Origin of the sequence: Lysinibacillus sp. G4S2 (assembly GCF_030348505.1) — a bacterium.
GTDB lineage: Bacteria > Bacillota > Bacilli > Bacillales_A > Planococcaceae > Lysinibacillus.
Genome location: NZ_JAUCFJ010000002.1, coordinates 1,820,736 through 1,845,197, shown reverse-complemented (window position 1 = coordinate 1,845,197; position 24,462 = coordinate 1,820,736). Strand labels below are relative to the sequence as shown.

Here is a 24,462-nt window from a genome sequence, read left to right as displayed (position 1 = left end):
TCCTTCACTTCAACTACTCCATCCGTCGCTCTGACTGCCTTATCCGTCACTCTAACCTCTCTATCCGCCGCTTCACCCGTGCTATCCATCCAAACCAAAAAACGCCCAAAAGTGAGCGTTTTGTCTTCAATCATTATTCATTTGTATCTTTTTCTACATCATACTCTGTAATCCAGTCACTAAAGCTGCCTACATACAGTTGAATATTTTCGTAACCTTCATCTGCTAGCACTGCATACAACGGTGATGCTGTAACACCGCTACCGCAATAAACTACAACATGCTCGTCGCGGGCAACTTTGCTGCGTAACGCATCATTAGCTTGCAATTGACCATCTGACTTTAATTGCTCCCAGTCAAAGTTTTTCGCTGTTGGAATATGCCCAGCTACCTTATCAAGTGGCTCTATTTCACCACGGTAGCGAACTGCAGCACGTGCATCTAATAACGTCGCGTCCACCGCTCCATCTACAATAGCTTTAACTGCTTGACGTGGAGCATACAGTTCATCTCGCCAAGTAAATTCAATCGTAGTTGGTGGGTATTTAATAATATCTTTAGTGAACGCTACCTTTTCCTCGAGAGCAGGTGCACCACCATTCACTATTACTACATTTGGAAACCCTGCATACGTCAGCATCCACCAAGCACGTGGTGCAAATGGTGCAGCTCCTTGATCGTAAACGACAATTTGATCCTCATAGCGTAACCCTAATCCTTGAAATACTGCCGCTAGCTTTTCCTTGTTTGGCATTGGGTGACGACCATTGTTGGACTCCATATCTGACAGCTCTTGCTCTAAATCAACATAAATTGCTCCTGGTGCATGACCTTCTTCAAATGCTTTTTTACCTGCCTCTTTGTCTTGTAAATCAAAGCGAGCATCTACGAAACGGGCTCCTTCTAACTGAATTTCCTCAACTAATTTGAATACTTTTCCCAAGTGAATCACCTCATGCGTATTGTAATTGAGCGTAAATAGCTTTCCAAGAAGCTAAACGACTTTCTTCCTGAAGTGCGAGTCTTTCTGTTGCAATTTGTTCAAGTGCCTGATGGTAAATATACAGTCGTAATTTCTCAGCTTCTTCAGCAATAAAGGTAATGGCCCATGCCATGAGAGATACTTTCTGTGCATCTAAGTAATTTTGTGCATCTGGTTTTGTTAATACTTCTAGCGCCTCACTTAGCTTCACTTTTTCATTCTTTTCAAAGAATGCCTTTGGATTGCGGAAATGTGATTTCACACCTGCATATTTCGCGACATCTGTAAATGGACCTTCAAAATCAAGTAAATCCGGCTCAGAAGATTCAAACGCTAAAAATGAGAAGCTGCGGTTTAATTCTTTAAGCTCACGTACTTCATCTTTAAAGCGCTGTTGCATCTTCTTACTAATAAACTGTGATAAACGGAAGTTTGTTACTCGCATTTCTTGCGTAAAATCAAATCGTAAGCTTTGCATTACTTCTTTTAATGCATGCTCTAATGCTTGCTGAGCTGGCATTGCTGCAAAAGTTGACGGATTGTAGCCTTCCTTAAAGAACTCTGGGTAACGATAAAACACACGCTGAAGGACATAATACAGTAATTCATCAAGCTCTTGCTTCGTTTCACTTTCTAACATACTTGTATTAAGCGTATTGAACTTCGATTTAATATGCTGTTCAAGCGTTGTTAATTCCTCTAAACGTTCGTCTTTACGTTTTAAGTTCTCTTCTGTCTGTGCAATTAAGTCACCTAAGCGTTGCTCGGTTTTATCGACTTCTTCTGCAAGTGCCTGCACAGCCAATGCACTTAATTCATCATTTAAGAATGTGTTGAAAGAATCTTCGAAAGGTGGCATACCAGATGTTAAATCCGCACCCTCTACTTTTTCCTTTAATGCCAATAAGCTAGACACACCGTAAAGTCGTGGGAAGCGAATGCCAAAGCGTTGTAATTCTGAACGCACATAGCCTTTTACATCTTCCTGTTCTTCTTCTGTTGTCGCTAAATCAATCGCATTGACGATAAAGAACATCTTATCTAGCTCGAAAGCATCCTTTACACGACCTAACTGAATTAAAAACTCACGGTCCGCTTTAGCAAAAGCATGATTATAATAAGTAATAAACAAGATTGCATCAGCATTACGAATATATTCAAATGCCACACCAGTATGACGCGCATTAATAGAATCTGCTCCTGGTGTGTCTACAAGTGTCACACCCATGCGTGTTAACGGACTATCATAATAAAAATCAATATTATCGACAAAGCATGATTTATTTTCCTGAGCAACAAATTTTTCAAACTCTTCTCGATTAACACGTAATACTTTTCCAAGCTCAAACTTAAATGTTGGGTATCCTTCTTTATAAGCGCGAATAAATGATTTATGCACATTTAAGCGTTCGTCTGATAGCTGTACCGCAAGTCCCTCATCAGCACGATTGAATGCTTCTTCCAATGAAGAAACAGATAAACCGATTGCTGCATACGAACCTTGAATATCCTCTAGCATTTGTTCAGCTGTTTTTAATTGTACATCAGCTGTTTCATGCGGGTGCTCCGGCGTAACAGGACGAATTTTATTAATTGCAGCTGTTGTTGGGTTTGGAGATACAGGTAAAACCTTGGCACCCATTAACGCATTAGAGAACGAGGATTTTCCAGCACTAAATGCACCGAAAAGCGCAATTGTGAAATCCTTTTTCTGTAATCGTTCTACTTTATTTTCTAAGTAACTTGCTACTTCCGCAAAGCCTTGTACATCTTTTACCGCATTTGCCGTATGAAGTGCTCGTTTAACCACACCTTCAATAGGAAGACTTGTTGCACTAACTGCTTGCTGTGCCTCTTCTTGCTGTAACGCTTCCTCTTTTGGCTTTAACATCGATTCTTCAAATAATCGAATATCTGCTAAATCTTTCTTAAAGGTATTGTCCCAGTTTGTAAGCTGTTGATTGGCTACCTTTCGTATTTCATTGCTTGCCTGATGCATAATGCTTGCACTATATTGCTGATAGCCCTCAATTTCAAGCACTGCTTGAATGGCATCAATTTTCGCTTGCATCCCTGCCATTTTTAATTTAGATGGAGCAGCTGTTTCAGTAGCTACCGCTTCCAAAGTTGTTGCTTGCGCATCTTTCCAGTTATCAGTTTCCTGGATGTAGTAGCGCTTAGTCGCTTCTGCCACACGGTTGGCAAAATTCAACACAGCATCTCCTGTTAAAATTGCACCAACTTGTACCTGCTGCTCAATAAGGGAGAATGGTAAATCAAAGGCGTAGGCATCAATAGCTGTTGCACGTTCTTCATTTAACGCACCAACATCCTTTATTACCTTTTTCATTAGCCCTTTTAAATGTCCAGTAATCTGTGCATGCACAACATTTTGATAGGCACTATAGGCATCCTCTTTACGGCGGTTACGCTCTTCCTCTGTTTTTTTCTTAGCTGTAAATAAGCCCCCTACCTTGAAGCCATCCTGCTGACTTTCTAAATACAGACGTAATTTATCACGTAAATCTGCAGGCATAATGGCTGCATTCGCAAGTAGCTCTTTACGTTGCTCTTCAAAAGTTTCATTCCATGCCTCTACTGAGAACAATTCAACCTGACGATTTAATTTATTGTACTGCTCTAAAATATCTTTATGGTTTGCCCAGTCATCGGCACTTAAAACTTCCTCATCGATATCTAAACGATCCTGTCTTTCTTCCGTTAAATAATTGTCATGCTCACTTTGTAATAAACGCAGCGTATTTGATGCAGTTTGTACAAGCTGATCCTGCCAATCATTCATACTATCCATAACGATTTTCTTTACGACCTCAAAGTCGTTATATGGGTGTTCAGGCTCTCTTAATGAAGTGAAAAATACGCCTTTGGGTACTACCCCCCAAGCCTCAAAGGAATTGTGAACCGTTGCTTTAAATTCCTCAAAGCTTAATTCATTTTCATTATGCTTATCAATCATATTAACGATTAAATAAACGTTTGGATTGTACTTCATTAATTGCTTTGTAAATTGAAAATTCAATTCTGATTGCACGTGATTGTAGTCCATTGTATAAAATACGATATCAGCAATATGAAGGGCTGACTCTGTTGACATACGGTGTGCATCATCTGTTGAGTCGACACCTGGTGTATCCATTACAGTGACACCTAGTGGTAATGTCGATGTGCTATGACCAATTTCAATTTGTGACACTAGATCCCCATTTTTACTTAGCTCTTTTACCGTTTTAAAATCATAGCCTGCTTTAAATTTTACAGGCTTTTCATTGTGCATATAGACAATCGCAAAGTCTTCGTCTGATTTATGGACTTTTACGATATTGGCACTCGTTGGAATTGGACTTGATGCAAGTAAATCTTCACCTGATAATGCGTTAATCATACTCGACTTACCAGCAGAGAAATGACCTGCAAAGCCAATAACATATTCTTTTTGCTGTATTTTACGCGCAAAAAGTGATGTCTTATCCATACGCTCTGTATCACCATTATGCTGATAAATTATGTATTGTAACGCGGCTTGCTTTAAAAGCCCCTCCAACTGTTGTTCAAAATCTTTCATAAAACTAGTAACCCCTTTATTCATCAATTTCGCCTTGGTGGTGTTTGGACACCACTAAAAAGGAACCACATCCGCATTCATCTCACCGCCTTCATAGGTGGGAGTCTTATGCTGAATGAGATAAATTATTCATAATTAGTATTCTACCTTATTCGACATGCAAAGTATAACACTAATTTACTTTAAAAAGCATATATATCAGGGTTTCAGACGCAATATTCGTCCATAAGGTGTTGTTTAATCAAAATAATAAAGCATTATTCTACATCATCACCAAAAGTTGGGGATGAACTTTATTACAACGTAAGCCATGTATAGATTGATTGGGAGACAAGACGACTCTTTGGGATCAGTTTCACAAATGAGACCCTGGAGCGAAACGGCTCATCAGCCCCCAGGAAGCTTTGCTCTGTGCGAAAGCGTAGCGGCAGCAACTACAACTGTTTTCTGTAGCGAAAGCGAAGCGGCAGCAACAACAAAGCGCCCAATCGGAACGAAAATCAACAATACGTTATGGTAAGAGCGATTTATTCTTCTAAAAAAACTACTATTTTCTATTTCACAAGAGATGTATAACTAAAAAAATAATAATTTTCTTCATATTTCAAGGTGAAACATATAAGCCACAAAGCATGGGGCAACAATAAATAAATGGAGTGATAAAAATATGGTGAATCATAAGAATCATCGAAAAATAGAGCGACAATTCGCATGTGCATGTGAAGATCGGTTTATTTGGCCCCGCATAAAAGTTAGTACTATTCCTACAGTAGACCCTCCCCCAGTCATTGTGCCTAATGATAATATTATTCCAACAGTCAATAGATATTTTTATGTTGTTCCATCAAATATTGATTTGACTAATGGGGCGACTCTACCTGCTAACCTATTTTTTCACGATAACGGGAACACAGTAACTGAATTTACGATTTTTAATCCAAATGGCTACGTTAATCTTTATATCAATGGTGTTATGCAGGAGGGTGGAATATATAGCTTAACTACAACCTCCCTAACCTTGAATCCTTATAATTCAACAATTTATAGAGGAACACCAATCATTATAGAATCATTAGGGTTCTCCACAAAGTAAGATAAAAACCTTAATGGAGGTGAAAATAAGAGGCGCTTTCCATTATTAATATCCATGTAAATGTTACAGGCACTTCGAGAAGATTCTTTCATATTTTAAGATGGTACAACGGTTGCCGCTACTACCTTTTTAAATGATAGCGGTAATGCTGCAACTACTTTTCCAATCGTATCAAACGGGTACTACAATTTATATATTAACGGTGTGTTCCAGGAAGGCAGTTTCTATACAGTTTCTGTAACAGAAGTAACGTTTCATACTGTTACAGGCTCTATTTCTGCTGGAATACCAATCGTTATTGAAGCTGTATAATTAGAAACTACAATTTAACGATTTTGAGTAAAGTTAACGATCTTGAGTAAAGAATCAACTTCATATAACTAATAAAGGATGCCCAAATGATTCATATTTTAGGGCATCCTTTTTACTATTTATCTCGTTTGAATCCAATGTGTTGGCTAATTCCACATCGTATGAGGAAAATCAATCATTTGTTGCACGTATTGTCTCCTCGATACAGAGCTTAATGGAAGTTATTAAATCTCGGATATTCCATCCCGGTATTTTTCCATGCTGAATCGCTAAATCAAATGACGCAGGAATATGAATAAATCCAGCACAGACCCCTTCATGTTGCTTTGCATAAACTAGCCCTTCATACATAATATTATTGCATAAATAGGTTCCTGCTGTATTTGAAATTTCCGCTGGATATCCTTCTTTGCATAATCGATTCACCATATTTCGGATAGGTAAATTCGTTATATAAGCGTCTGCACCACCATCATAAATACTCTCATCAACTGGTGAATAACCATTATTATCTGGCTCACCATCTTTCACATTAATCGCTATTCGCTCGGGCGTTATTTTAAAACGCCCTCCAGCTAAGCCTAATGAAATAATGATTTGCGGCTTAATATCAGCAATATATTGTTTCAGCTGCTCAGCAGATTGCTGAAAATCTACAGACAAAATGCGTCCTACAATTTCATAGCCATCCATCATTTCTCCATTTAATTTTTCTACAATTTGCATCGTCGGATTCATTTTATAATCAAGAAATGGTACAAACCCCGTTAATAATATTTTTGTCATTTTCTTCACCTAAATTTCTATAGGACGTTGCTTGATGGCCCATCCATTTTATTTTCGGTACAATTTACATTAACCTAAGCAAACATCTAACATACTCGTGTGTCATTTTTTCATAGCCTCATAACTATACGTTAATTCTACAAAAAAATAATTCCCATTTACAATAGATTTCAGAAAAAACAAATAACTCCTCCCTCTCTTTATTGTATCGAAAGGATTAAGAAGAAATATTATTTGTATAAAAAAAACATGACCCTAAAATTACTTGGGTCATGTTTTACCTATTGTTGTTATTCATGTTCTCTTATTTTAAATGTGCAGTAGCCTGTTTCATGACGTATTTCCCCACACCTATATAGATAGCTATTGTTGCTCCAATAAATACGAATGTCATTGCTGACCGCTCCTTTTTATATAAAAATTTGTATTTGAAAAGACTTAAACGTCCATTTATTGATTTTGAAAATCATTCTCATTAATATAATATAAATTTCCCATTAATTCGTCAAGACATACTTTCATCTTACCCATTTAACATGGTAAGATGTAGAAAAGTCGGAAAAAGGATGCGGTAATGATGAGTAATTCGAAGTACTTTCAAACTATTTTAAATGGGACAATCCATGCTTTAAAGACAATCCTGCCTATGGATATTGAAGTAAAATCGCCAAGTATAATTTCTGAACCCTTTCAACAACAGCAAATGGGTGTTTTAATTGGCTTAATAGGAGATATAAAAGGCCGTGTAATCATTGATTCCTCGCCTGAAATATTTAGTGGTATTGGCAATACTATGTTTGGTATGCCTCTTGAAGGAGAAATGCTAGAATCCTTCACAGGAGAGTTTGGAAATATGATCGCAGGTAATTTATGTACAACCGTAGGACAAGAAAGCTTAGAAATTGATATCACACCGCCAACAGTAATGGTTGGTAACACAAAACTTTATGGCTTTGATAAGGCATTTGTACTCCCTGTTACAATTCCAAGCATTGGTGCTCTATCAGTTCTATTGACGATTGAAGAAGGATAATAGAATTAAAGGATATTGGACTCTTCCAAATGATATATCCTATGTCACTGAAACCTTGCATCTATGAATACGCATTGTCATTCGCATTAATTAATAGAGGCTGCCTCATAAGCCTCAAGCCAAATTATCTAATAGTAAAATTTCTAGAAAAACAAGAGATTTTAATAAAATTACTCCAATTTCAACTTTAATATGTGCCATCTCAATGACTATTGAGGTGGCTTTTTTTTATTCACTCCTCTATTTTTCACATTTTCTTCACACAATTCGCTAGTATGTGTGATTTTTTTCACATCAAAATGAAATTTATTTATATATCATGTCAATAAGAAAGACCACAATAAAAGCGTAGGAGGAGCAAAAATGGCAAATAATAAAAAACCTGATGAGAATTTAAAAGGTTCACTCTATGCGGTATTTGGAGTAGGCATCATTATCATAGTGCTTTGGGTGTTCTGCTTCAATTTGTTCATCGAACGTTTTTAATCTACTAAGAAGGGACAGAGACTTATGCACTTACATAAGTATGAGAAATATTGGCTTGTGTTTGGAGTTACTACTTTAGTAGCATTCCTTATCATTCTCGGCATCGGTGCATTTCATCAAGGTTCGCATCCGAACAATGGTAAAAAAACACTAGATTACGAGAAAGTAAAAGAATTTCCACCTTTCGATAATCCTGGTGTTCATAAAGTAGAAGGTAAAGATTGGGATTATGAAGTTGTTGTTTTAGCTTCAGCATTTAATTACAATCCTCCAGAAATTGAAGTTCCACTTGGCGCTAAAGTGAAATTTATTGCAACAAGTGAAGATGTAATGCACGGCTTTGAGGTTGCAGGTACTAATATTAATATGATGCTTGAACCCGGTTATATTTCTGAATATGTAACAGAAGTAAATAAAGTAGGCGAGTTTTTAATTGTATGTAATGAGTATTGTGGTACAGGACATACAATGATGCACTCTATGCTAAAGGTGGTGGATCCAAATGAGTCTAAATAAAAATTTGACTAAGGTGGATCGTCGTGATGCGAAGCTAGCAATGGCACATATTTACGTGGCATTCATCGCATTGTTATTAGGAGGTCTTGCAGGTTTATTACAAGTTTTCGTTCGCTCTGGTCAATTCACATTACCAGCAGGCATTGGTTACTATCAAGTTTTAACCGTACACGGTATTTTACTCGGACTTATTTTAACAACGTTCTTTATATATGGTTTCCAAATTGCTAGTGTTAGCCGTACATCAGGTACATTTACAGCTAGTCAACGTCGACTTGGCTGGATCGGCTTCTGGTTAATGACAATTGGTACAGCTGCAGCTGCGACAATGGTTTTACTTAACAAAGCAACTGTTTTATATACGTTCTATGCCCCACTGAAAGCTCACTGGATTTTCTATTTAGGCCTTACATTAGTCGTGGTGGGTTCTTGGGTTGGTGGCGCAGGTCAAATTTTACGGTATGCACAATGGCGTAAAGAAAACAAAGGAAGCGGACAACCAAGCCCATTACTGTCATTTATGGTTGTTGTCAATAATTTAATGTGGTTCGTAGCAACTCTCGGTGTAGCTGTTTCTGTTCTATTCCAGCTTCTACCATGGTCTTTAGGTTTCATCGAACGTGTCGACGTAGCACTATCACGTACACTATTCTGGTATTTCGGTCATGCTCTTGTGTACTTCTGGTTATTACCAGCTTATATGATTTGGTATGTTGTTATTCCAAAGGTTATTGGCGGAAAAATTTTCTCTGATTCTTTAGCAAGACTTTCATTTATGCTGTTCTTAATTTTCTCTGTACCAGTTGGGATCCATCATCAATTAACTGAGCCTGGTATTGATGGTACATGGAAATTCATTCAAGTTGTTTTAACATTTGCTGTAATCGTACCATCCTTAATGACCGCCTTCTCGATGTTTTCAATGTTTGAATTACGAGGTCGTGAATTAGGTGGTAAAGGACTTTTCGGTTGGTTTAAAAAATTACCATGGAAAGATGCTCGTTTCTTCGTGCCATTTATCGGTATGTTAGCATTTATTCCTGGTGGCGCTGGTGGTATCATCAATGCCTCTTACCAAATGAACCAATTAATCCATAATACCATTTGGGTTACAGGGCATTTCCATTTAACGATAGCAACAACAGTCGTATTAACTTATTTCAGTGCGGCATTTTGGTTAATTCCACATTTAACAGGTCGCACACTAACTAAATCTTTAAACAATCTTGGTAATTTTGCGGGTATTTTATGGGCTACTGGTATGACGATTATGTCTTCCGCTATGCATATTGCTGGTCTGATCGGCGCACCTCGTCGCTCTGATTACTCTGAGTATGGTGGTGCTCAACAAGCTTATGATTGGATTCCTTATCAAATTGCACAAGCAATTGGTGGCACGATCCTATTCATCGCTATCTTAGTCATTATTTATATTGTAGTGAAATTAGCGTGGTTTGCTCCAAAAGGTGAGGAAGAGTTCCCAGTTGGTGAAGTACATGAAAATGGCGGAACGACACCAGCCATCTTAGAAAACTTTAAAGTATGGCTTGTGATTTTAGTAGCCTTAATTTTATTCGCATATACTATCCCAATTATCGATATAATTTCAAATTCTCCACCTGGCTCTAAAGGCTATCAACTTTGGTAACATTCTTTAACATCTTCAAAAAAGCGATTTCTCTGTAGTTGAGAAATCGCTTTTTCCTTTAGAGCTGATACAGCTTCGTATATTTTTCTTGTAAATAATTTGCTAAATATTTAGCGTTTAGGCCTTCCCCTGTTGCCTCTTGTAGTAATTCGAAAGGCTTTTTCAGTGCACCATATTGATGGACTTTGTCTGTTAACCACTCTCGAATAGGAAGAAGCTCGCCCTTTTCTAACAGCTCATCAAAGTTTGGAATATCTTTATCCATTGCATGCTTCCATTGCGCAGCATAAATCATGCCTAAAGCATAGGAAGGGAAATAACCAAACATACCACCTGACCAGTGCATATCTTGTAATACACCTTTTGCATCTGTTTCAGGACGAATACCTAAATATTCTTCGTACTTATCATTCCATACTTGTGGAAGATCCTTTGCTTGAAGATCACCATTGAATAGGTCACGTTCAATTTCATAACGAATCATAATATGTAGTGGATATGTTAACTCATCCGCTTCAATACGAATTAAAGAAGACTCTACCATATTAATTGCACGGAGGAAATCAGCTAATGCTACATCACCAAACTGTGCAGGTGAATACTTTTGAAGGCGCTCGTAGTTATGCTCCCAGAACTTTTCGTTCCTACCAACAAAATTTTCATAAAATAAAGATTGTGATTCATGGATACCCATGGATGTACCTGTTGCTAATGGTAAACCATCAAGCTTTGCATCGATATTTTGTTCATACATAGCATGTCCACACTCATGGATTGTTCCAAAAATTGCTGAACGGAAATCGTTTTCATCATATTTCGTTGTAATACGATTATCTCCATGATTCAAGCCAATCATAAATGGATGTACACTTTCATCTAAGCGACCTGCATCAAAATCATAGCCAAGTTGTGCTAACATTTCTAATGATAATGCTCGCTGTGACTCCCGAGGGAAATGCTTAAATAATATGCTTGTATCTGGTTTATTTGGTGAAGCTGAGATTTTTTGTACAAGAGAAACAATGGTTTCACGTAATTCACCAAAAACCTGATCTAATACATTTGTTGTCATCTCTGGTTCATATAAATCAAGTAACGTATTGTAAGGTGAGCCGTTTTTAATTCCCCAATAACCAATAAACTTCTTCTGATAGCTTATGATTTCTTCTAAATAAGGTAAAAATAGCTCGAAATTATTTGTCGCTTTCGCTTCTTCCCATGCTGTTTCTGCTTTAGATTGTAGAATAACGAATTCCTTATATTCATCAGCTGGAATTTTTTTATTTTGATCGTAATTTTTACGTACTTCCTCTACTAAACGTAGCGTAACGTAATCAAGATCTGCCTTTTGTCCCTCTAAAGCTGTTAGTAATTCCCCTAAATCTTCACTCGTTTGCATTTCAAATAAGGAGGCGGATAATGTTCCAACTACCTCTGAACGTTGAGCTAACCCTTTCTTAGGCGCCCCTGTACGCATGTCCGATACGAAAAACATATACATTTCTTAAAAAATGTAGACATCTCTACTGTGACACAACTTATATCTTTTGACTTTCGTTTTTGTGTCTTCCTTATTCACAGAGCCTGGTTTCGCCGAAGCTACTGCCATTTGGTATGACTCTCCAAAGGCTTAAATTCCGCAGTATCGTTGCGTACACATCTAAGGCTTAATATCAGTTAAGCTCCTTAGATTGAATAATTTGCTAAGTTAATGCTTGCGTTCAAATCTCTATCCATCTTTAATCCGCAAGAGCAGATAAATAATCTGTCTTTCAGTCTCAAATCGGATTTGATTTGTCCACAAGAAGAACAAGTTTTTGATGAAGGAAACCATCTGTCGGCTTCAACAAATTCAATTCCATATTTTTCACATTTGTATTGAATTTGCCGTTTAAATTCATATAACTTCTGCCCGGCTACCGCCTTCGCCAGATGTTTATTTTTCATCAACCCTTTTACATTTAAATGTTCCATTACAATACGAGATGGCTTGGTTTTCACAATCTCATTAGAACACTGATGTAAATGATTTGTTCGAATATCGGTAAGTCGCTTATATAAATTACGAATTTTAGTGTTTTGCTTTTGAATATTCTTCCTATTCTTTAAAGGTACTTTATAGATTGGCTTTCGTTTTTCAGTATACTCTTTCGTGTTGGCTTCAAGCTTACGAGCTAGTTGTCGTTGTTCTCGCTTTAACTTTTGCTCTAATCGTTTGACATCTTTGGTTTTGTTGATGTTCTCTTTGTACTCACCATCAGAACAAACTGCCAATTTTTCAATACCGACATCAATGCCTAAACTCTCGCCTGTCAAATCAAATGGCTCAAATTCTTGCTCATAGCCAATGGATAAGAACCAATTTCGTCCGTCAAATGAAATGCGTGGATTCGAATATTTATGACCTTTTTTAAGCTTAGGAAGTGCATTGCAAGTTTTTACAATACCAATCTTTTCACCTCTAAAACCTTCACTTGTTCGTTTTAAACTTTCATAATTTACATAAAAACTAACTTTACTTCTTCGTCTGCTTTTGAACCTTGGCTTTCCAGTAATGCCTTCGAACCAACGCTTTCTAGCCATATCGGCATCTTTCACCGCCTGTTTCATCACATTGCTTCCGACTTCCTTTAGCCATTTATGCGTTGTTGGTTTCAGTTCATTATTAATTTTTTTACGAATTTCGCCTTCTTTGACTGTACGCTTCTCGTCGTTATAAATACGTTCGCTTTCAGCCAAGAAATAATTGTAAGCCCATCTCGCAGTCCCTGCAGACTTCCAAAACAAAATCTCTTGTTCTTTAGTTGGTTTTAGTCTTATCTTTGTCGCCAGGATCATTGTATTTCACCTCGTCAATCAATCGTTTAGTTTTCTTCGACCGTTGAACGTATAATCTATTGGCAAAGACAGCATTTACACCAACACGTTTAGCAAATTTTCAATGGACATTAATTCCATGTGTACCACCTCTCTTTCGCTATTTTAACAGCATATTACCATATCTAGAGAGGTGCGTTAACATTTTTAAAATTTGTATTTATTTTTCTTGTTCGCACGAAGGCGCAACCCTTCATGCAGTCTTTCTCTCACGAGTAGACCTCTTATGCTTTCACATAAGCGCAGACTATATCTTCATCTTATCTTCCTGATAAGAGCCACATTTTTCTTCCGCCATTCGCTTGCGGTTTTACTCTCCCTCAAGGAGATAGTCGTTGAACGTCTTCCTTGTCTCATTAGAGATTTAGGAGTTTCGCTGCTAAACATCCATTGCCAAAGCACTTAGCGCCACCGTTTTCCGTTGTCACGATGATCCTTTACGGACACTGAGTGATTTTTTTCAGCTTATGCCATCCTTGTTGTTTTTTCTGCTTTCGCACCGTTACGTCTGCCGTTTCCAGCTCCGCGTTGGTCACAAGGCTTTAGGAGTTAAAAGCAATTAACGTGGAGTTCGCACCAATCGCTTGATACGAAGGGTATTCTGTTATAAATCTATGCTTCTATACAGATTTGTATAGTTTTGTCTGATTTTATCGTAACAGTTTAGTTACCCAATAAATAACACTTAGCGCTTCTTCATAATGCTGCATTTTTTTCACATAGTCTGTAAATTGTTGTACAGTCATACTATCATCCTCCTATTTACGCTATTAGTTTATCATATTTTCGGAATTTTTGTATATTATAGACTTTGTAGAATTTCGTTAATAACCAGACTAATTCGAAAGATCAATTATGCCTCACGGAATCGGCTTTGTGAGAGGTGAGAAACTTCTGTAACTGCCGTTGCACTTTCGTTACAAAAAACATTTGTACCTATCGCTTCGCTTTCGGAACAGAAAATAAATTGCTGAAAGAAGTTAAATATAAAAATGTCTACATGTCGTCAATAAACGACTTTGTAGACATTCAATGGCTATTTCTTTTATATCCAAAATTTAATCTTTTATCGCTGAAATAATATACTCTTTAATCAAGAACCATCTATCTTGCGGGTTCATCATAAAATCTGAAGTAATTGCCACAACCATATTCATTTTTGGAATACAACAAATAATATTGCCTCCATCCCCTATTGCTGAATATGTAGAAAGTCCATCTTCTTGTCGTAGCCACCATAAATAACCGTAATTGTTATTGTTCAACTCTGTTGATTCACGGATCCATCTCTTTGGAAGAACCTCGTAATTACCCCAGACGCCATTGTTTAAGTAGAGGTAGCCGAATCGTGCCATATCACGAGTAGTCAAAGTTAGCCCCCATCCACCTGTCGAGTTACCTCTTGGATCCTGGACCCATCCTTTCACATTTTTCCCGAATAAATCATCAAATCCATATGCATCCATTCGATAGTCAGGAATTTCTTTCATGCCAAGCGGTGTAAATAAATATTCATTGGCGAACGCTCGAGCACTTTTCCCTGTACTTCGAGTAATAATAGCTGATAATAAATGTGCTCCAGCTGTGGCGTATTTAAAAGTACCCAATTCCCCTTTTTCACCCATTATATCTAACGTATACTGTACCCAGTCCTGTTGCTGACATAGTATATCTAAAGGTTCATGCCAGTCCTCAAAAGGATATGGTACCGTCATCGTAAGAAGATGACGTAAAGTAATGTCATGTTTTTTAGCATCTAGCATATAGTCAGGAAAAAAATCCAACACCTTCTGTTCAACGCTTTTAATATATCCTTTATCAATAGCAATACCAACGAGTGCTGATAGGACACTTTTTGTGACAGATGCTACATGGTGAGTATCATCAAGACCGTTGCCATTAAAATATTTTTCATATGCCAGAAAACCATTTCTAACAATAACAATGCCATTTATATTGCTATACTCACTTATGATTGTCTGCTCTAGCTCCGAAAGCTTTTTACTGTCCATATTTACGTTATCCGATTCTACCGTTTGCCAATTTATTGTTGTTTGCATTAGAACCTCCTAATTTTAACTTCTTTCAGCGGATGTCATTTTTTCTTTACAGGAAAATATACCTCTGTCACATAATTCTCAGGATTGTTTACTTGATTTGGGTCTGTTATGTATATTTCATATGGTGGTAATATTAATTCATAACCCTCGTTTTCAATCCATTTCGTCAAATTAGCATAGACAGATGTCAATTCTGGATAAGCCCCCTTTAAAACAGACTTAGCACAAAGGCTACCTGGCAAATCCCTCGTTCCTTTGACAGTCTCAGCAATCGGAATAGCAAACTCGGTATCATTGCCAGCAGGATTAAATTCAGGGCTATGGTAAATCGTCATCGGCTGACCAAGTAAAGTGAGCTTCTCCTTCGCAATCTTTTCATAAAACTCGCTAAAATAATGGCCATATCCTGATGCATAATCATCACTACTCATCATCAGTCGCTTATAAAGGATATTCATTGGCTTTGTTTCAACCAGTTGTACTTCGATATCATCAAGGTACGACATAATTGGTACACCTTTTTCTAAGTTCGAAATATCATGAGTCAGTTGTTTTACAAGAAAATCAAAAGCCTTTAGTTTTTCTTGGATCTCCTTTCTCTTATGATTAAGAGCTGAACAAAGCTTTTCTTCGGACTGATCCTCATCTAATTCCAGCATAGTTTTAATTTCTTCAAGAGAAAAATGATAGGATTTTAAACGGTTGATATAGAGCATTCTTTTTAGTTGTTCGATAGAATAATACCGATAACCGCTTTCAGCATTAATCTCATCTGGGTTAATTAATCCAATTTCATCGTAATATCGAAGTGTTTTTGTAGAGACACCACATATTTTTGAGAATTCGCCAATCGATAGCACAAAATCACCTCATTCATTGATTTGTTACTTGCTACAATTCATTTATACACCTTTCCCTAAGGACAAAGTCAATCAAGATTTATACTTTAACCCCTTTGACTTTTACTTTCCTTGACGAAAACTTTTATTGACCGATTAGTACAAAAAGGATATTCTAGTAATGTAAACGAGAGGAGAATCAATTTGAATAAACGAGGCAGACCCCGAGAGTTTGAGTATTCCTCAATTGTAGATGTCGCCATGAAAACTTTTTGGAAAAGAGGGTATGAGGGGTGTTCTACACAGGATTTATGCAATGATACTGGACTTGGGAAAGGTAGCTTATACAATACTTTTGGGAGTAAACATGAACTATATCAACAAGTATTAGAACGCTATCATGAATTTGGAATTAAGGAACAGCAGGAATTGTTAAATGCTCCAATTGCATTGAAAGATCGGTTAAGTAATCTTTTCGAGTGGGCATTGAAAGAAGATTTTGAGAATATTGATCAAAATGGTTGTTTATTAATTAATGCTGGTGTAGAAAGAGCTAAAAATGACGTAATGGTTCAAGAAATTTTCTCACGGCATGTCGAGCTTCTGAAACAAGCTATTGAAAAAATAATGGAGGAAGGATTGCAAACTGGTGAAATTTCAAAAAAGCAAACAGCTGAGGAATTAGCTAGTCTATTTTTAAGTAGTTATTACGGGTTCCGTGTTCTTAATGTTTCGATGCAAAATCGGCTGTTGGCTGAGCAGGTCATGAAAGGAACAATGGAGTCTATTTTCGGCGCCTAGTGCGCTCTTTTTTCTAACTATTTTTGTACCGAACATTACAATAATGGGTAAGGAGTGTTTTTATGCCATCGATAATTTATTTGCTAGCTTTAGCGATTTTTTGTATGACTACATCTGAATTTATGGTAGCAGGAATGATGAACGAGCTTGCTCTAGCATTTCAGGTTTCTGTATCGTCTATTGGATATTTAATTACTGCTTATGCAGGAGCAATGGTGATAGGGGGCCCAATTTTAACGGCAATTCTCTTAAGAATACGCAGTAAACAAGCATTGTTATTTTTAATGTTTGTATTTTTAATTGGTCAATCGCTTGGAGCCATTGCTTGGAACTATGATAGTATGATGATTTCACGTATTATTACTGGTATTGCTTCATCTTCAGCATTTGGAGTGGCTGTTTCCTTTTCTACAACATTTGTCCACCCTAATTCAAGGGGAAAAGCGGCATCAATTGTACTTGCAGGTTTAATGCTTTCAACTGTCTTAGGTTTACCTATCACAACTGTTATCTCACAATATTTTGGCTGGCGTATTAGTTTTGGGTCGGTTTCCGTTCTTGTTCTAGTATCAGCAGTCATGATTCAATGGTTGATACCATCATCGTCAATTAAAGCTCCATTAGATTGGAAAGACGAACTTTTGCATTTTAAGAATATTCATCTTTGGGCAGCATATGTAACAAGCATGTTTATTATCGGTGGTGCATTTGCCGCATTTAGTTATTTCACACCTATCTTTACAAATGTTACAGGCTTTTCTAGTGCAAGTATTCCGTATTTACTTGCTCTCTACGGTAGTGCAACAGTAGTTGGGAATATAGTAATTGGAAAGTTCGCTGATAATTATACAATGAAAATACTTATGAGTGGATTGATTATATTAATTGTAGCATTGTCTGTATTTGCGTTAGGAGCGGAAAATAAATATATTGCTGTTATCTGTACTATTTTTATTGGTTTAACGGGAGTTGCGATGAATCCAGCTATGATTGCAAGAGTAATGAAAACAGCGAATAGTGGGGCAATGATAAATACTGTTCACACCTCTTTTATTACACTCGGTGTTGCTATTGGTTCATCGCTTGGTGGTCTAGGAATTAGTAAAGGATATGGTTATTTATCGCCACTGTGGATTGGCGTTTGTTTAGCTGTTCTAGGGTTACTATCATTATTCCCTTATTTACATAAAAGGAAGGAAAATTAATGATTCAAAATAGATTAAAAAGTTGGGTGAGGCATATGTGTCGCTTCCCCCACATCTATGGGCTCAACGCGTAGTTTCTTGTCCATATGCCCGATAAATCTTAAATAAAAACTAATACAAACTAAAGAAGCTCTCTTCGAACTTTCACGTTCAAAGAGAGCTTCATATTCTATATAAATAAGGGGGAATTTTAACTAGCTTTCAAGATCAATTATGCCTTGGCATAATTGCGTCTGGAATCGGGTTTGTGCTTGCACAAAGAACTCCTTTCCGATTTCCGTGACATCCGCCGGAGGCTTTAACTTCTTTCAGCGGGTGTTTGGAAACTCGCTGAAAAGTGACTTAAAACCGCATTCATCTCACCAACTATAGAGGTTGGAGACTACTGCTGAAAGAAGTTAAATGTTCGGTTTCCAATCAAACATTTTTAAGAGCTAAAGTTTTTTTACAACAGATATATAGTTGGGGATCCTACATATCTTATTGCAGCATAGCGTCTGATTACCCTATGTTTTGGCAAATTTGTAATACTTGTTTTACGGCTTCTGCTGATTGATGGAGCGCCGTTTTTTCTTCATTTGTCAGGTGCAATTCAATAACTGATTCAATGCCATTGCCACCTAATATTGTCGGTACTCCTAAAAATAATTCGTGGTAACCGTACTCTCCTTCTAAAAGGGCGATAGAAGGAATTATTTTACGCTGATCTTTCATAATGATTTCGACCATTTGTGCACAGGCAGCTGCTGGTGCATAATAAGCACTGCCATTTCCTAACAAACCAACAATTTCTCCGCCACCTTTACGTGTACGTTCTACGATTTGCTGCAATCTGTCTTGGGGAATCAGTTTTTCTAATGGAATACCTCCAGCATAGGAATATCGAATTAATGGAACCATTTCGTCGCCATGTCCACCTAAGACGAATCCTGAAACATCCTCTGGAGCAATTTGAAGCTCTTGTGCAACAAATGTATTAAAACGTGCTGTATCTAGCACACCTGATTGGCCAATGATACGATTTTTCGGAAAGCCTGTTTCTTTATAGCAAACGTAAGTCATGGCATCTACAGGATTGCTTAATATAAGAACAATGCTGTTAGGTGCATAATGTTTGATTTGCTTAGAAACTTGTTGAATGATTTTTGCATTCGTCGTCACTAAGTCATCACGACTCATACCAGGTTTACGGGGAATACCAGCTGTAATAATGACAATACTTGCTCCAGCTATATCCTCATAATTACTTGTTCCTTTAATAGAAACATTAAATTTTTCTATTGGTCCTGTTTGTAATAAATCCAGCGCCTTTCCTTTTGTCGGATTTTCCGCTTCTGGAATATCTAACAGGACAACATCTCCTAGCTCTTTTTGGGCTAAAAATAAGCTTAAAGTTGCGCCAGTATGACCAGCACCAATTACAGCAATTTTACTTTTTCGAAAAGACATTATGCCTCACCTCGATTTTCAGTAGCTGCTGTTTCCGTCGTTTTTTTAGCACGTGTTGTTGTTGTAGTTGATGTTGGCTTTTTCTTTGGTGCTTCTGGTCCTTTAATCATTTGAAAAACATCTTCATCTGGTCGTGGAATTACGTGAGCGCCTAATAGTTCTCCAACGCGCATTGCAGCGGCTTTTCCAGCTTCTACTGCTGCTTGGACAGAACCAACATCACCTTTCACGACGATTGTCACAATCCCACCATCAACGAACTCTTGCTTGACGATAGTTACATCTGATGACTTTATCATCGCATCAGCAGCTTCGTAAGAGCCTACTAATCCTTTAGTCTCAATCATTCCAATAGCGCTACTCATTCTCTTCACCTCGCATAACTTCTGTAGAATCAATAATACCTATAACAACTGCATCGATAGGCAATGGATTTTCTTTCATAATATATCTGGATGATCCACCACTCGTAATGAGCACATCATCTCCAATTCCCGCCCCGATTCGGTCAGCTGCTACAATTTCTGAGCGAATCGGCTGCTGATTGGAGTCAATTGGTTGAATAATTAATAATTTTAAGCCATTCAACCCTTCCTCTTTACGTGTCGCCCATACACTGCCTATCACTCTTCCCATCTGCATGAACTTCACCTCTATATCCTGCATGGACTTTTCTAATTATTCAGAGCGAATTGTTAACCTCTTATTCAACTCTCGTATTTTGTCATAAGCCAATGCTGTGACAATTGTTTTTTTAGGAACAACAATTTCTTTTGCTTCAATTTCAAGTACTTCTACTTGTGAAAGTAGCTTCTTATCAAAATGATAAATCGATGGTTTATCTGCTTGACTTACGACTGGCGGGAGTTCTTTGACATGCATTTGCTCATTTGCTTGAGCATTGATAATTTCTGCAAATGTACCTTGTTGGATTAAACCTGCATTTGCTTCATCTGTATCAATATGCATCTCCAATCGATATCGCTCAGAAACACGAATCATTACATTTGATAAAATAATCGGTCTTATACCCTCTACTTTAATTTGTACCGATTGTCCATCCGCTACTTGGAAACGAGCACTGTCAGCTGGTGACATATGAATATGTGCTTGTGCAATAATGAGCCCCTCATTTAGCACAACACTGCCCTTTGGACCAATAAGTGTGACAGGGCTAGAGCCTTTAATATCTCCTGATACTCTTAATGGTGGCTTAGCCCCTATTTTCATCGCGTCTGTCCAGCTAATTTCTACTTGAGATAATGATCGAGCTGGACCTAAAATGCGTACTCGCTCAATTGAACCCTTTGGTCCAGCAATAACTACTGTTTCCTCAGCAGCAAACTGACCTGGCTGTGAAAGCTCAAACTTAGGTGTTAATTGATAGTTTTCACCAAAAAGCTTCTCCACTTCCGCTTGAGCAAGATGTACATGTCTTGCCGATACACCAATAGGAATTTTTCCGTCATGTTGAGGGGAAGGCTGATTTTTCAAAACTTGCTGCAATACTTCTTCAACAATTTTTTGGACTAAATTCTCTTGCATCTAACCTCCTCCTTACGTCAATGATCTGACAATTTTTCCTTGCGCTTGCTGTTCAATAAAGCCCGCATTCGCTTCATCTGTATCGATATGCATCTCTAAACTAAAATCGTTCGACACACGAACTACAACCCCACGAAATGTCACAGGTCGCTCACTATCCACTTCCACAGATACTAATTCATTATTTTGTACATTCAATGCTATTGCATCTTCTTCCGTCATATGAATATGTGCCTGTGCAATAATGACTCCCTGCTCGATCATTATTTCTTTTTCTTGATGAATTAATTTGATACCAGCTGAACTTTCGATATCTCCCGATTGCCTTAAAGGAGGGGTTAATCCTATTTTCATTGCATCTGTCCGACTGATTTCCACCTGTGTTGCCGCTCTTACAGGACCTAATACACGTACATTATGAAGGACACCTTTTGGTCCTTCTATGGAAACACGCTCTTTTGCTGCAAATTGTCCTGGCTGCGAAAGATCAAAATCCTTTGTTAGCGCTGCATTTGGACCAAAAAGTGCTTGTAAATCCTCTTCACTTACATGTATATGCCGAGCTGAAATGGCCACAGGAAATGATTTTGTCGCTGTTTTCACGTTAGCCACCTCTATATCTTAATTACTGTTGAAAATGAATGGGCAGGATGAGGTGCAATGTGTATCATCTGTATCATCCTGACCTTCCATTTATGATGTTCTTTCCGTCGCTTGGACCTTCATTCCGTCGTTCCGGCTTTTCTTTTCGTCACTTTGGCTTTTCTTTCCGTCACTCCGGCTCTTCTTTCCGTCGCTTCGACCTTCATTCCGTCGCTACGGCTCTTCTTTCCGTCGTTTCGGACATTCTTTCCGTCACTCCGGCTCTTCTTTCCGTCGCTTCAGCTCTTCTTTCCGTCGCTTTGACTTCTATCCGTCACTTCGGCTTTTCTTTGCGTCACTCCAGCTTTTCTTTTCGTCGCTTCGAATTTCATTCCGTCGTTCCGGCTCTTCTATCCGTCGTTTCGGACATTCTTTCCGTCACTCCGGCTCTTCTTTCCGTCGCTTCAGCTCTTCTTTCCGTCGTTCCGGCTCTTCTTTCCGTCGCTTCAGGCCTTCTTTCCGTCGTTCCGGCTTTTCTTTCCGTCGCTTTTGACTTCTATCCGTCGTTTCGGACATTCTTTCCGTCACTCCGGCTCTTCTTTCCGTCGCTTTGACTTCTATCCGTCACTTCGGCTTTTCTTTGCGTCACTCCAGCTTTTCTTTCCGTCGCTTCAGCTCTTCTTTCCGTCGTTCCGGCTCTTCTTTCCGTCGCTTCGACTCTTCTTTCCGTCGTTTCGGCTCTTCTTTCCGTCGTTTCGGACCTTCATTCCGTCGCTTTGGCTTCTTTCCGTCGCTTTCGACCTTCATTCCGTCGCTTCCAACCTTCATTCCGTCGCTTCGGCTCTTCTTTTCCGTCGCCCTTATTCTGAAGTTAAAATTAAGCTTCTGCTTTTGGTAAAATTAATTCTAATTCATGGTGTGGACGTGGGATTACGTGTACAGATAGAAGTTCTCCAACACGTTGTGCCGCTGCAGCTCCTGCATCAGTAGCTGCTTTTACTGCTCCTACATCACCACGTACTAATACAGTGACAATACCGCCACCAACATGTACTTTTCCTACTAAGTTAACGCTAGCAGCCTTCACCATTGCATCCGCTGCTTCAATTGCTCCTACTAATCCTTTTGTTTCTACCATTCCTAATGCTGTACTCATTTGTCATTCCTCCAATTTATTTATTTAATGTTATTTGTTTTAATACTTGATCAACAATTTGCTGAACCATCGCTGTATCCAAAGTTGGATCTTGTTCTTTACTATTTTCTACTACTGGTTTTGTTAAAAATTCTGGTTTTGGCACCTCTACATCTTTAATGCCATAAGCCATACGTTTAATATTCAATAAATGTCTCGCGGTAATGTTATCGGACGTAATATTGCCACCAAACGTACCGCATCCTAATGTAAAGGATGGTGCTAATCCAGTAGTTCCACCAACAGCGCCAATAGATGATAATGTATTGACAACAATTCTGGACACTGGTAGTTCAACAGATAATTGCTCAGCTAAAGCTGTATTTTCTGTATGGATCGAGCATGTATGGCCACGCCCACCAATATTTAGTAAATCAATCATCACTTGTTTTGCCTCTGTGCTGTCCTCAACTGTGTATAGTGCAAATATCGGCGACAATTTTTCAAGTGAGAATGGAATATTTTTGCCAATCATTGTTTCCATACCAACGAGAACTTTCGTATCTTCTGGCACGGTAATACCGACAGAATCTGCTAAGCATGCCGCTGATTTCCCTACAATTTGAGGATTTACTTTCCCTGGGACAGGAGAAATTAACTTCTCCATCTTCACCTTCTCTTCATCACTCAAAATATAAGCATTGTTTTTCTTTAACTCTGTCAAAACTTGCTCTGCAATTACCTTATCTACAATAATGGCTTGTTCCGTTGCACAAATTGTGCCATTATCAAAAGATTTACTTTGTACAAGCTGACGAACTGCTTTAGAAATATTAGCTGATTTTTCAATGTAAGCTGGAACATTCCCTGGTCCTACACCGTAAGCAGGTTTGCCTGAACTATAGGCTGCTTTCACTAGCGCACCGCCACCAGTCGCTAAAATCAAATGAATATCTGGGTGCTTCATTAGTTGCTGTGTAGCTTCCATAGAAGACATCGTTAAACAGTGTAGCAATCCTTCTGGTGCTCCTGCTTTTTCTGCAGCAACTTTACAAATCTCTAAAGCTTCCTTTGTACAATCAACCGCATAAGGATGTGGGCTTAATACTAGACCATTTCTAGTTTTCAATGAAATAAGTGTTTTGAAGATTGCAGTTGATGTTGGATTTGTCGTTGGGACAATGCCCGCGATCACTCCAAACGGACTAGCGATCTCTGTCACTTTTTTCATGCGATCGAAACCTACGACACCAACTGTCTTTAAATCTTTTATATCTTCGTAGACATCTCGAGAGGCAACCTCATTTTTCATTTTTTTATGATTAGGTATGCCCATCCCTGTTTCCTGAACGGCCATATTTGCCAAACGTTCTGCTTCTTTAAATGCGGCATCGGCAACAGCTTTGACGATACTATCTACTTGCTGCTGTGAATACTGCATGTAAGCAGCTTGTGCGATATTGGCATGTCTCACGGCGTCTCTCATTTCTTGAATTGCTAATAAATCTTTATCTAATGTGGCCATAAAGC

24 protein-coding genes and 1 pseudogene are annotated in these 24,462 nt (G+C 38.2%); 11 read left to right on the top strand and 14 right to left on the bottom strand.

Annotated elements, in window-relative coordinates; translation table 11 throughout:
• Positions 1-133 precede the first annotated feature (133 nt).
• Together QUF91_RS09375 and QUF91_RS09370 are read right to left on the bottom strand one after the other, a co-directional pair.
• Positions 134-943 (bottom strand): sulfurtransferase, encoded by an 810-nt coding sequence (locus QUF91_RS09375; RefSeq protein WP_285398381.1) that lies wholly within the window; start codon positions 941-943, stop codon positions 134-136.
• Positions 944-953: 10 nt separating this feature from the next.
• Positions 954-4,565, bottom strand: coding sequence for a dynamin family protein (locus tag QUF91_RS09370; protein WP_289417596.1), 3,612 nt, complete (start codon positions 4,563-4,565; stop codon positions 954-956).
• 361 nt (positions 4,566-4,926) lie between these two features.
• Here QUF91_RS09370 and QUF91_RS09365 point away from each other — a divergent pair, with 361 nt between their 5' ends.
• From QUF91_RS09365 to QUF91_RS09355, 3 genes and pseudogenes are all read left to right on the top strand, one after another.
• Positions 4,927-5,085: a hypothetical protein gene (locus QUF91_RS09365; RefSeq protein WP_285398383.1), complete on the top strand. Its 159-nt coding sequence runs from the start codon at positions 4,927-4,929 to the stop codon at positions 5,083-5,085.
• 147 nt (positions 5,086-5,232) lie between these two features.
• Positions 5,233-5,658: a DUF4183 domain-containing protein gene (locus tag QUF91_RS09360; RefSeq protein WP_289417595.1), complete on the top strand. Its 426-nt coding sequence runs from the start codon at positions 5,233-5,235 to the stop codon at positions 5,656-5,658.
• Between the two features lie 162 nt (positions 5,659-5,820).
• A pseudogene (locus tag QUF91_RS09355) lies at positions 5,821-5,970 on the top strand (DUF4183 domain-containing protein); the annotation flags it as partial.
• A gap of 171 nt (positions 5,971-6,141) precedes the next feature.
• Here QUF91_RS09355 and QUF91_RS09350 read toward each other — a convergent pair.
• Positions 6,142-6,756, bottom strand: a complete 615-nt coding sequence (locus QUF91_RS09350; RefSeq protein ID WP_289417594.1) for a pyroglutamyl-peptidase I — start codon at positions 6,754-6,756, stop codon at positions 6,142-6,144.
• A 577-nt stretch (positions 6,757-7,333) separates the two neighbouring features.
• Here QUF91_RS09350 and QUF91_RS09345 point away from each other — a divergent pair.
• The 4 genes from QUF91_RS09345 (at position 7,334) to QUF91_RS09330 (ending at position 10,439) form a co-directional block, all read left to right on the top strand.
• On the top strand, positions 7,334-7,789 hold the full coding sequence (locus QUF91_RS09345; protein WP_289417593.1) for a chemotaxis protein CheX: 456 nt from the start codon (positions 7,334-7,336) through the stop codon (positions 7,787-7,789).
• 363 nt (positions 7,790-8,152) lie between these two features.
• On the top strand, positions 8,153-8,275 hold the full coding sequence (locus QUF91_RS09340; protein WP_285398387.1) for a hypothetical protein: 123 nt from the start codon (positions 8,153-8,155) through the stop codon (positions 8,273-8,275).
• Positions 8,276-8,299: 24 nt separating this feature from the next.
• A complete protein-coding gene (locus tag QUF91_RS09335; RefSeq protein ID WP_285398388.1) occupies positions 8,300-8,791 on the top strand; it encodes a cupredoxin domain-containing protein in 492 nt (163 codons plus the stop codon).
• Complete coding sequence (locus tag QUF91_RS09330) at positions 8,778-10,439, top strand: b(o/a)3-type cytochrome-c oxidase subunit 1 (protein WP_285398389.1); 1,662 nt, start codon at positions 8,778-8,780, stop codon at positions 10,437-10,439. Before QUF91_RS09335 ends, QUF91_RS09330 begins: the two co-directional genes overlap by 14 nt.
• A 58-nt stretch (positions 10,440-10,497) precedes the next feature.
• On the opposite strand, the gene QUF91_RS09325 is transcribed toward QUF91_RS09330, so the two are convergent.
• The 4 genes from QUF91_RS09325 to QUF91_RS09310 all read right to left on the bottom strand — a co-directional run bounded on the left by QUF91_RS09325 (position 10,498) and on the right by QUF91_RS09310 (position 16,236).
• On the bottom strand, positions 10,498-11,934 hold the full coding sequence (locus QUF91_RS09325) for a carboxypeptidase M32 (RefSeq protein ID WP_289417592.1): 1,437 nt from the start codon (positions 11,932-11,934) through the stop codon (positions 10,498-10,500).
• Positions 11,935-12,125: 191 nt separating this feature from the next.
• A complete protein-coding gene (locus QUF91_RS09320; protein WP_289417591.1) occupies positions 12,126-13,277 on the bottom strand; it encodes an RNA-guided endonuclease InsQ/TnpB family protein in 1,152 nt (383 codons plus the stop codon).
• A gap of 1,097 nt (positions 13,278-14,374) precedes the next feature.
• Complete coding sequence (locus QUF91_RS09315; RefSeq protein ID WP_289417590.1) at positions 14,375-15,376, bottom strand: serine hydrolase domain-containing protein; 1,002 nt, start codon at positions 15,374-15,376, stop codon at positions 14,375-14,377.
• A gap of 35 nt (positions 15,377-15,411) precedes the next feature.
• Entirely contained in the window at positions 15,412-16,236 is an 825-nt protein-coding gene (locus QUF91_RS09310; protein WP_289417589.1) for a MerR family transcriptional regulator, read from the bottom strand.
• 183 nt (positions 16,237-16,419) lie between these two features.
• Between QUF91_RS09310 and QUF91_RS09305 the strand changes: the two genes are divergently transcribed.
• Positions 16,420-17,016, top strand: a complete 597-nt coding sequence (locus QUF91_RS09305) for a TetR/AcrR family transcriptional regulator (protein ID WP_285396735.1) — start codon at positions 16,420-16,422, stop codon at positions 17,014-17,016.
• A 62-nt stretch (positions 17,017-17,078) separates the two neighbouring features.
• A complete protein-coding gene (locus QUF91_RS09300) occupies positions 17,079-18,221 on the top strand; it encodes an MFS transporter (protein ID WP_289417588.1) in 1,143 nt (380 codons plus the stop codon).
• A gap of 501 nt (positions 18,222-18,722) precedes the next feature.
• Here the strand turns inward: QUF91_RS09300 and mdh are convergent.
• Genes mdh through QUF91_RS09275 form a run of 5 tightly spaced genes read right to left on the bottom strand, consistent with a single transcriptional unit; the run spans position 18,723 to position 21,818 of the window.
• Complete coding sequence (mdh, locus tag QUF91_RS09295) at positions 18,723-19,670, bottom strand: malate dehydrogenase (RefSeq protein ID WP_285396740.1); 948 nt, start codon at positions 19,668-19,670, stop codon at positions 18,723-18,725.
• Entirely contained in the window at positions 19,670-20,035 is a 366-nt protein-coding gene (locus QUF91_RS09290; RefSeq protein ID WP_285396742.1) for a BMC domain-containing protein, read from the bottom strand. Before QUF91_RS09290 ends, mdh begins: the two co-directional genes overlap by 1 nt.
• Entirely contained in the window at positions 20,028-20,312 is a 285-nt protein-coding gene (locus QUF91_RS09285; RefSeq protein WP_079560024.1) for a EutN/CcmL family microcompartment protein, read from the bottom strand. Before QUF91_RS09285 ends, QUF91_RS09290 begins: the two co-directional genes overlap by 8 nt.
• A 36-nt stretch (positions 20,313-20,348) precedes the next feature.
• Positions 20,349-21,215, bottom strand: coding sequence for a phosphate propanoyltransferase (locus tag QUF91_RS09280; RefSeq protein WP_289417587.1), 867 nt, complete (start codon positions 21,213-21,215; stop codon positions 20,349-20,351).
• 12 nt (positions 21,216-21,227) lie between these two features.
• The gene (locus tag QUF91_RS09275) at positions 21,228-21,818 is read right to left on the bottom strand and encodes a phosphate propanoyltransferase (RefSeq protein ID WP_285396744.1); all 591 of its coding nucleotides are present in this window, start codon (positions 21,816-21,818) and stop codon (positions 21,228-21,230) included.
• Between the two features lie 59 nt (positions 21,819-21,877).
• Here QUF91_RS09275 and QUF91_RS09270 point away from each other — a divergent pair, with 59 nt between their 5' ends.
• Both QUF91_RS09270 and QUF91_RS09265 read left to right on the top strand, forming a co-directional pair.
• Positions 21,878-22,411, top strand: coding sequence for a hypothetical protein (locus tag QUF91_RS09270; RefSeq protein ID WP_289417586.1), 534 nt, complete (start codon positions 21,878-21,880; stop codon positions 22,409-22,411).
• Positions 22,408-22,695: a hypothetical protein gene (locus QUF91_RS09265; protein WP_289417585.1), complete on the top strand. Its 288-nt coding sequence runs from the start codon at positions 22,408-22,410 to the stop codon at positions 22,693-22,695. The genes QUF91_RS09270 and QUF91_RS09265 overlap by 4 nt, the downstream gene beginning before the upstream one ends.
• On the opposite strand, the gene QUF91_RS09260 is transcribed toward QUF91_RS09265, so the two are convergent.
• Positions 22,675-22,953: a BMC domain-containing protein gene (locus QUF91_RS09260; protein WP_053482447.1), complete on the bottom strand. Its 279-nt coding sequence runs from the start codon at positions 22,951-22,953 to the stop codon at positions 22,675-22,677. The two genes, QUF91_RS09265 and QUF91_RS09260, sit on opposite strands and share 21 nt — an antisense overlap.
• 16 nt (positions 22,954-22,969) lie before the next feature.
• Complete coding sequence (locus tag QUF91_RS09255) at positions 22,970-24,457, bottom strand: aldehyde dehydrogenase family protein (protein WP_289417584.1); 1,488 nt, start codon at positions 24,455-24,457, stop codon at positions 22,970-22,972.
• Between the last annotated feature and the right edge of the window lie 5 nt (positions 24,458-24,462).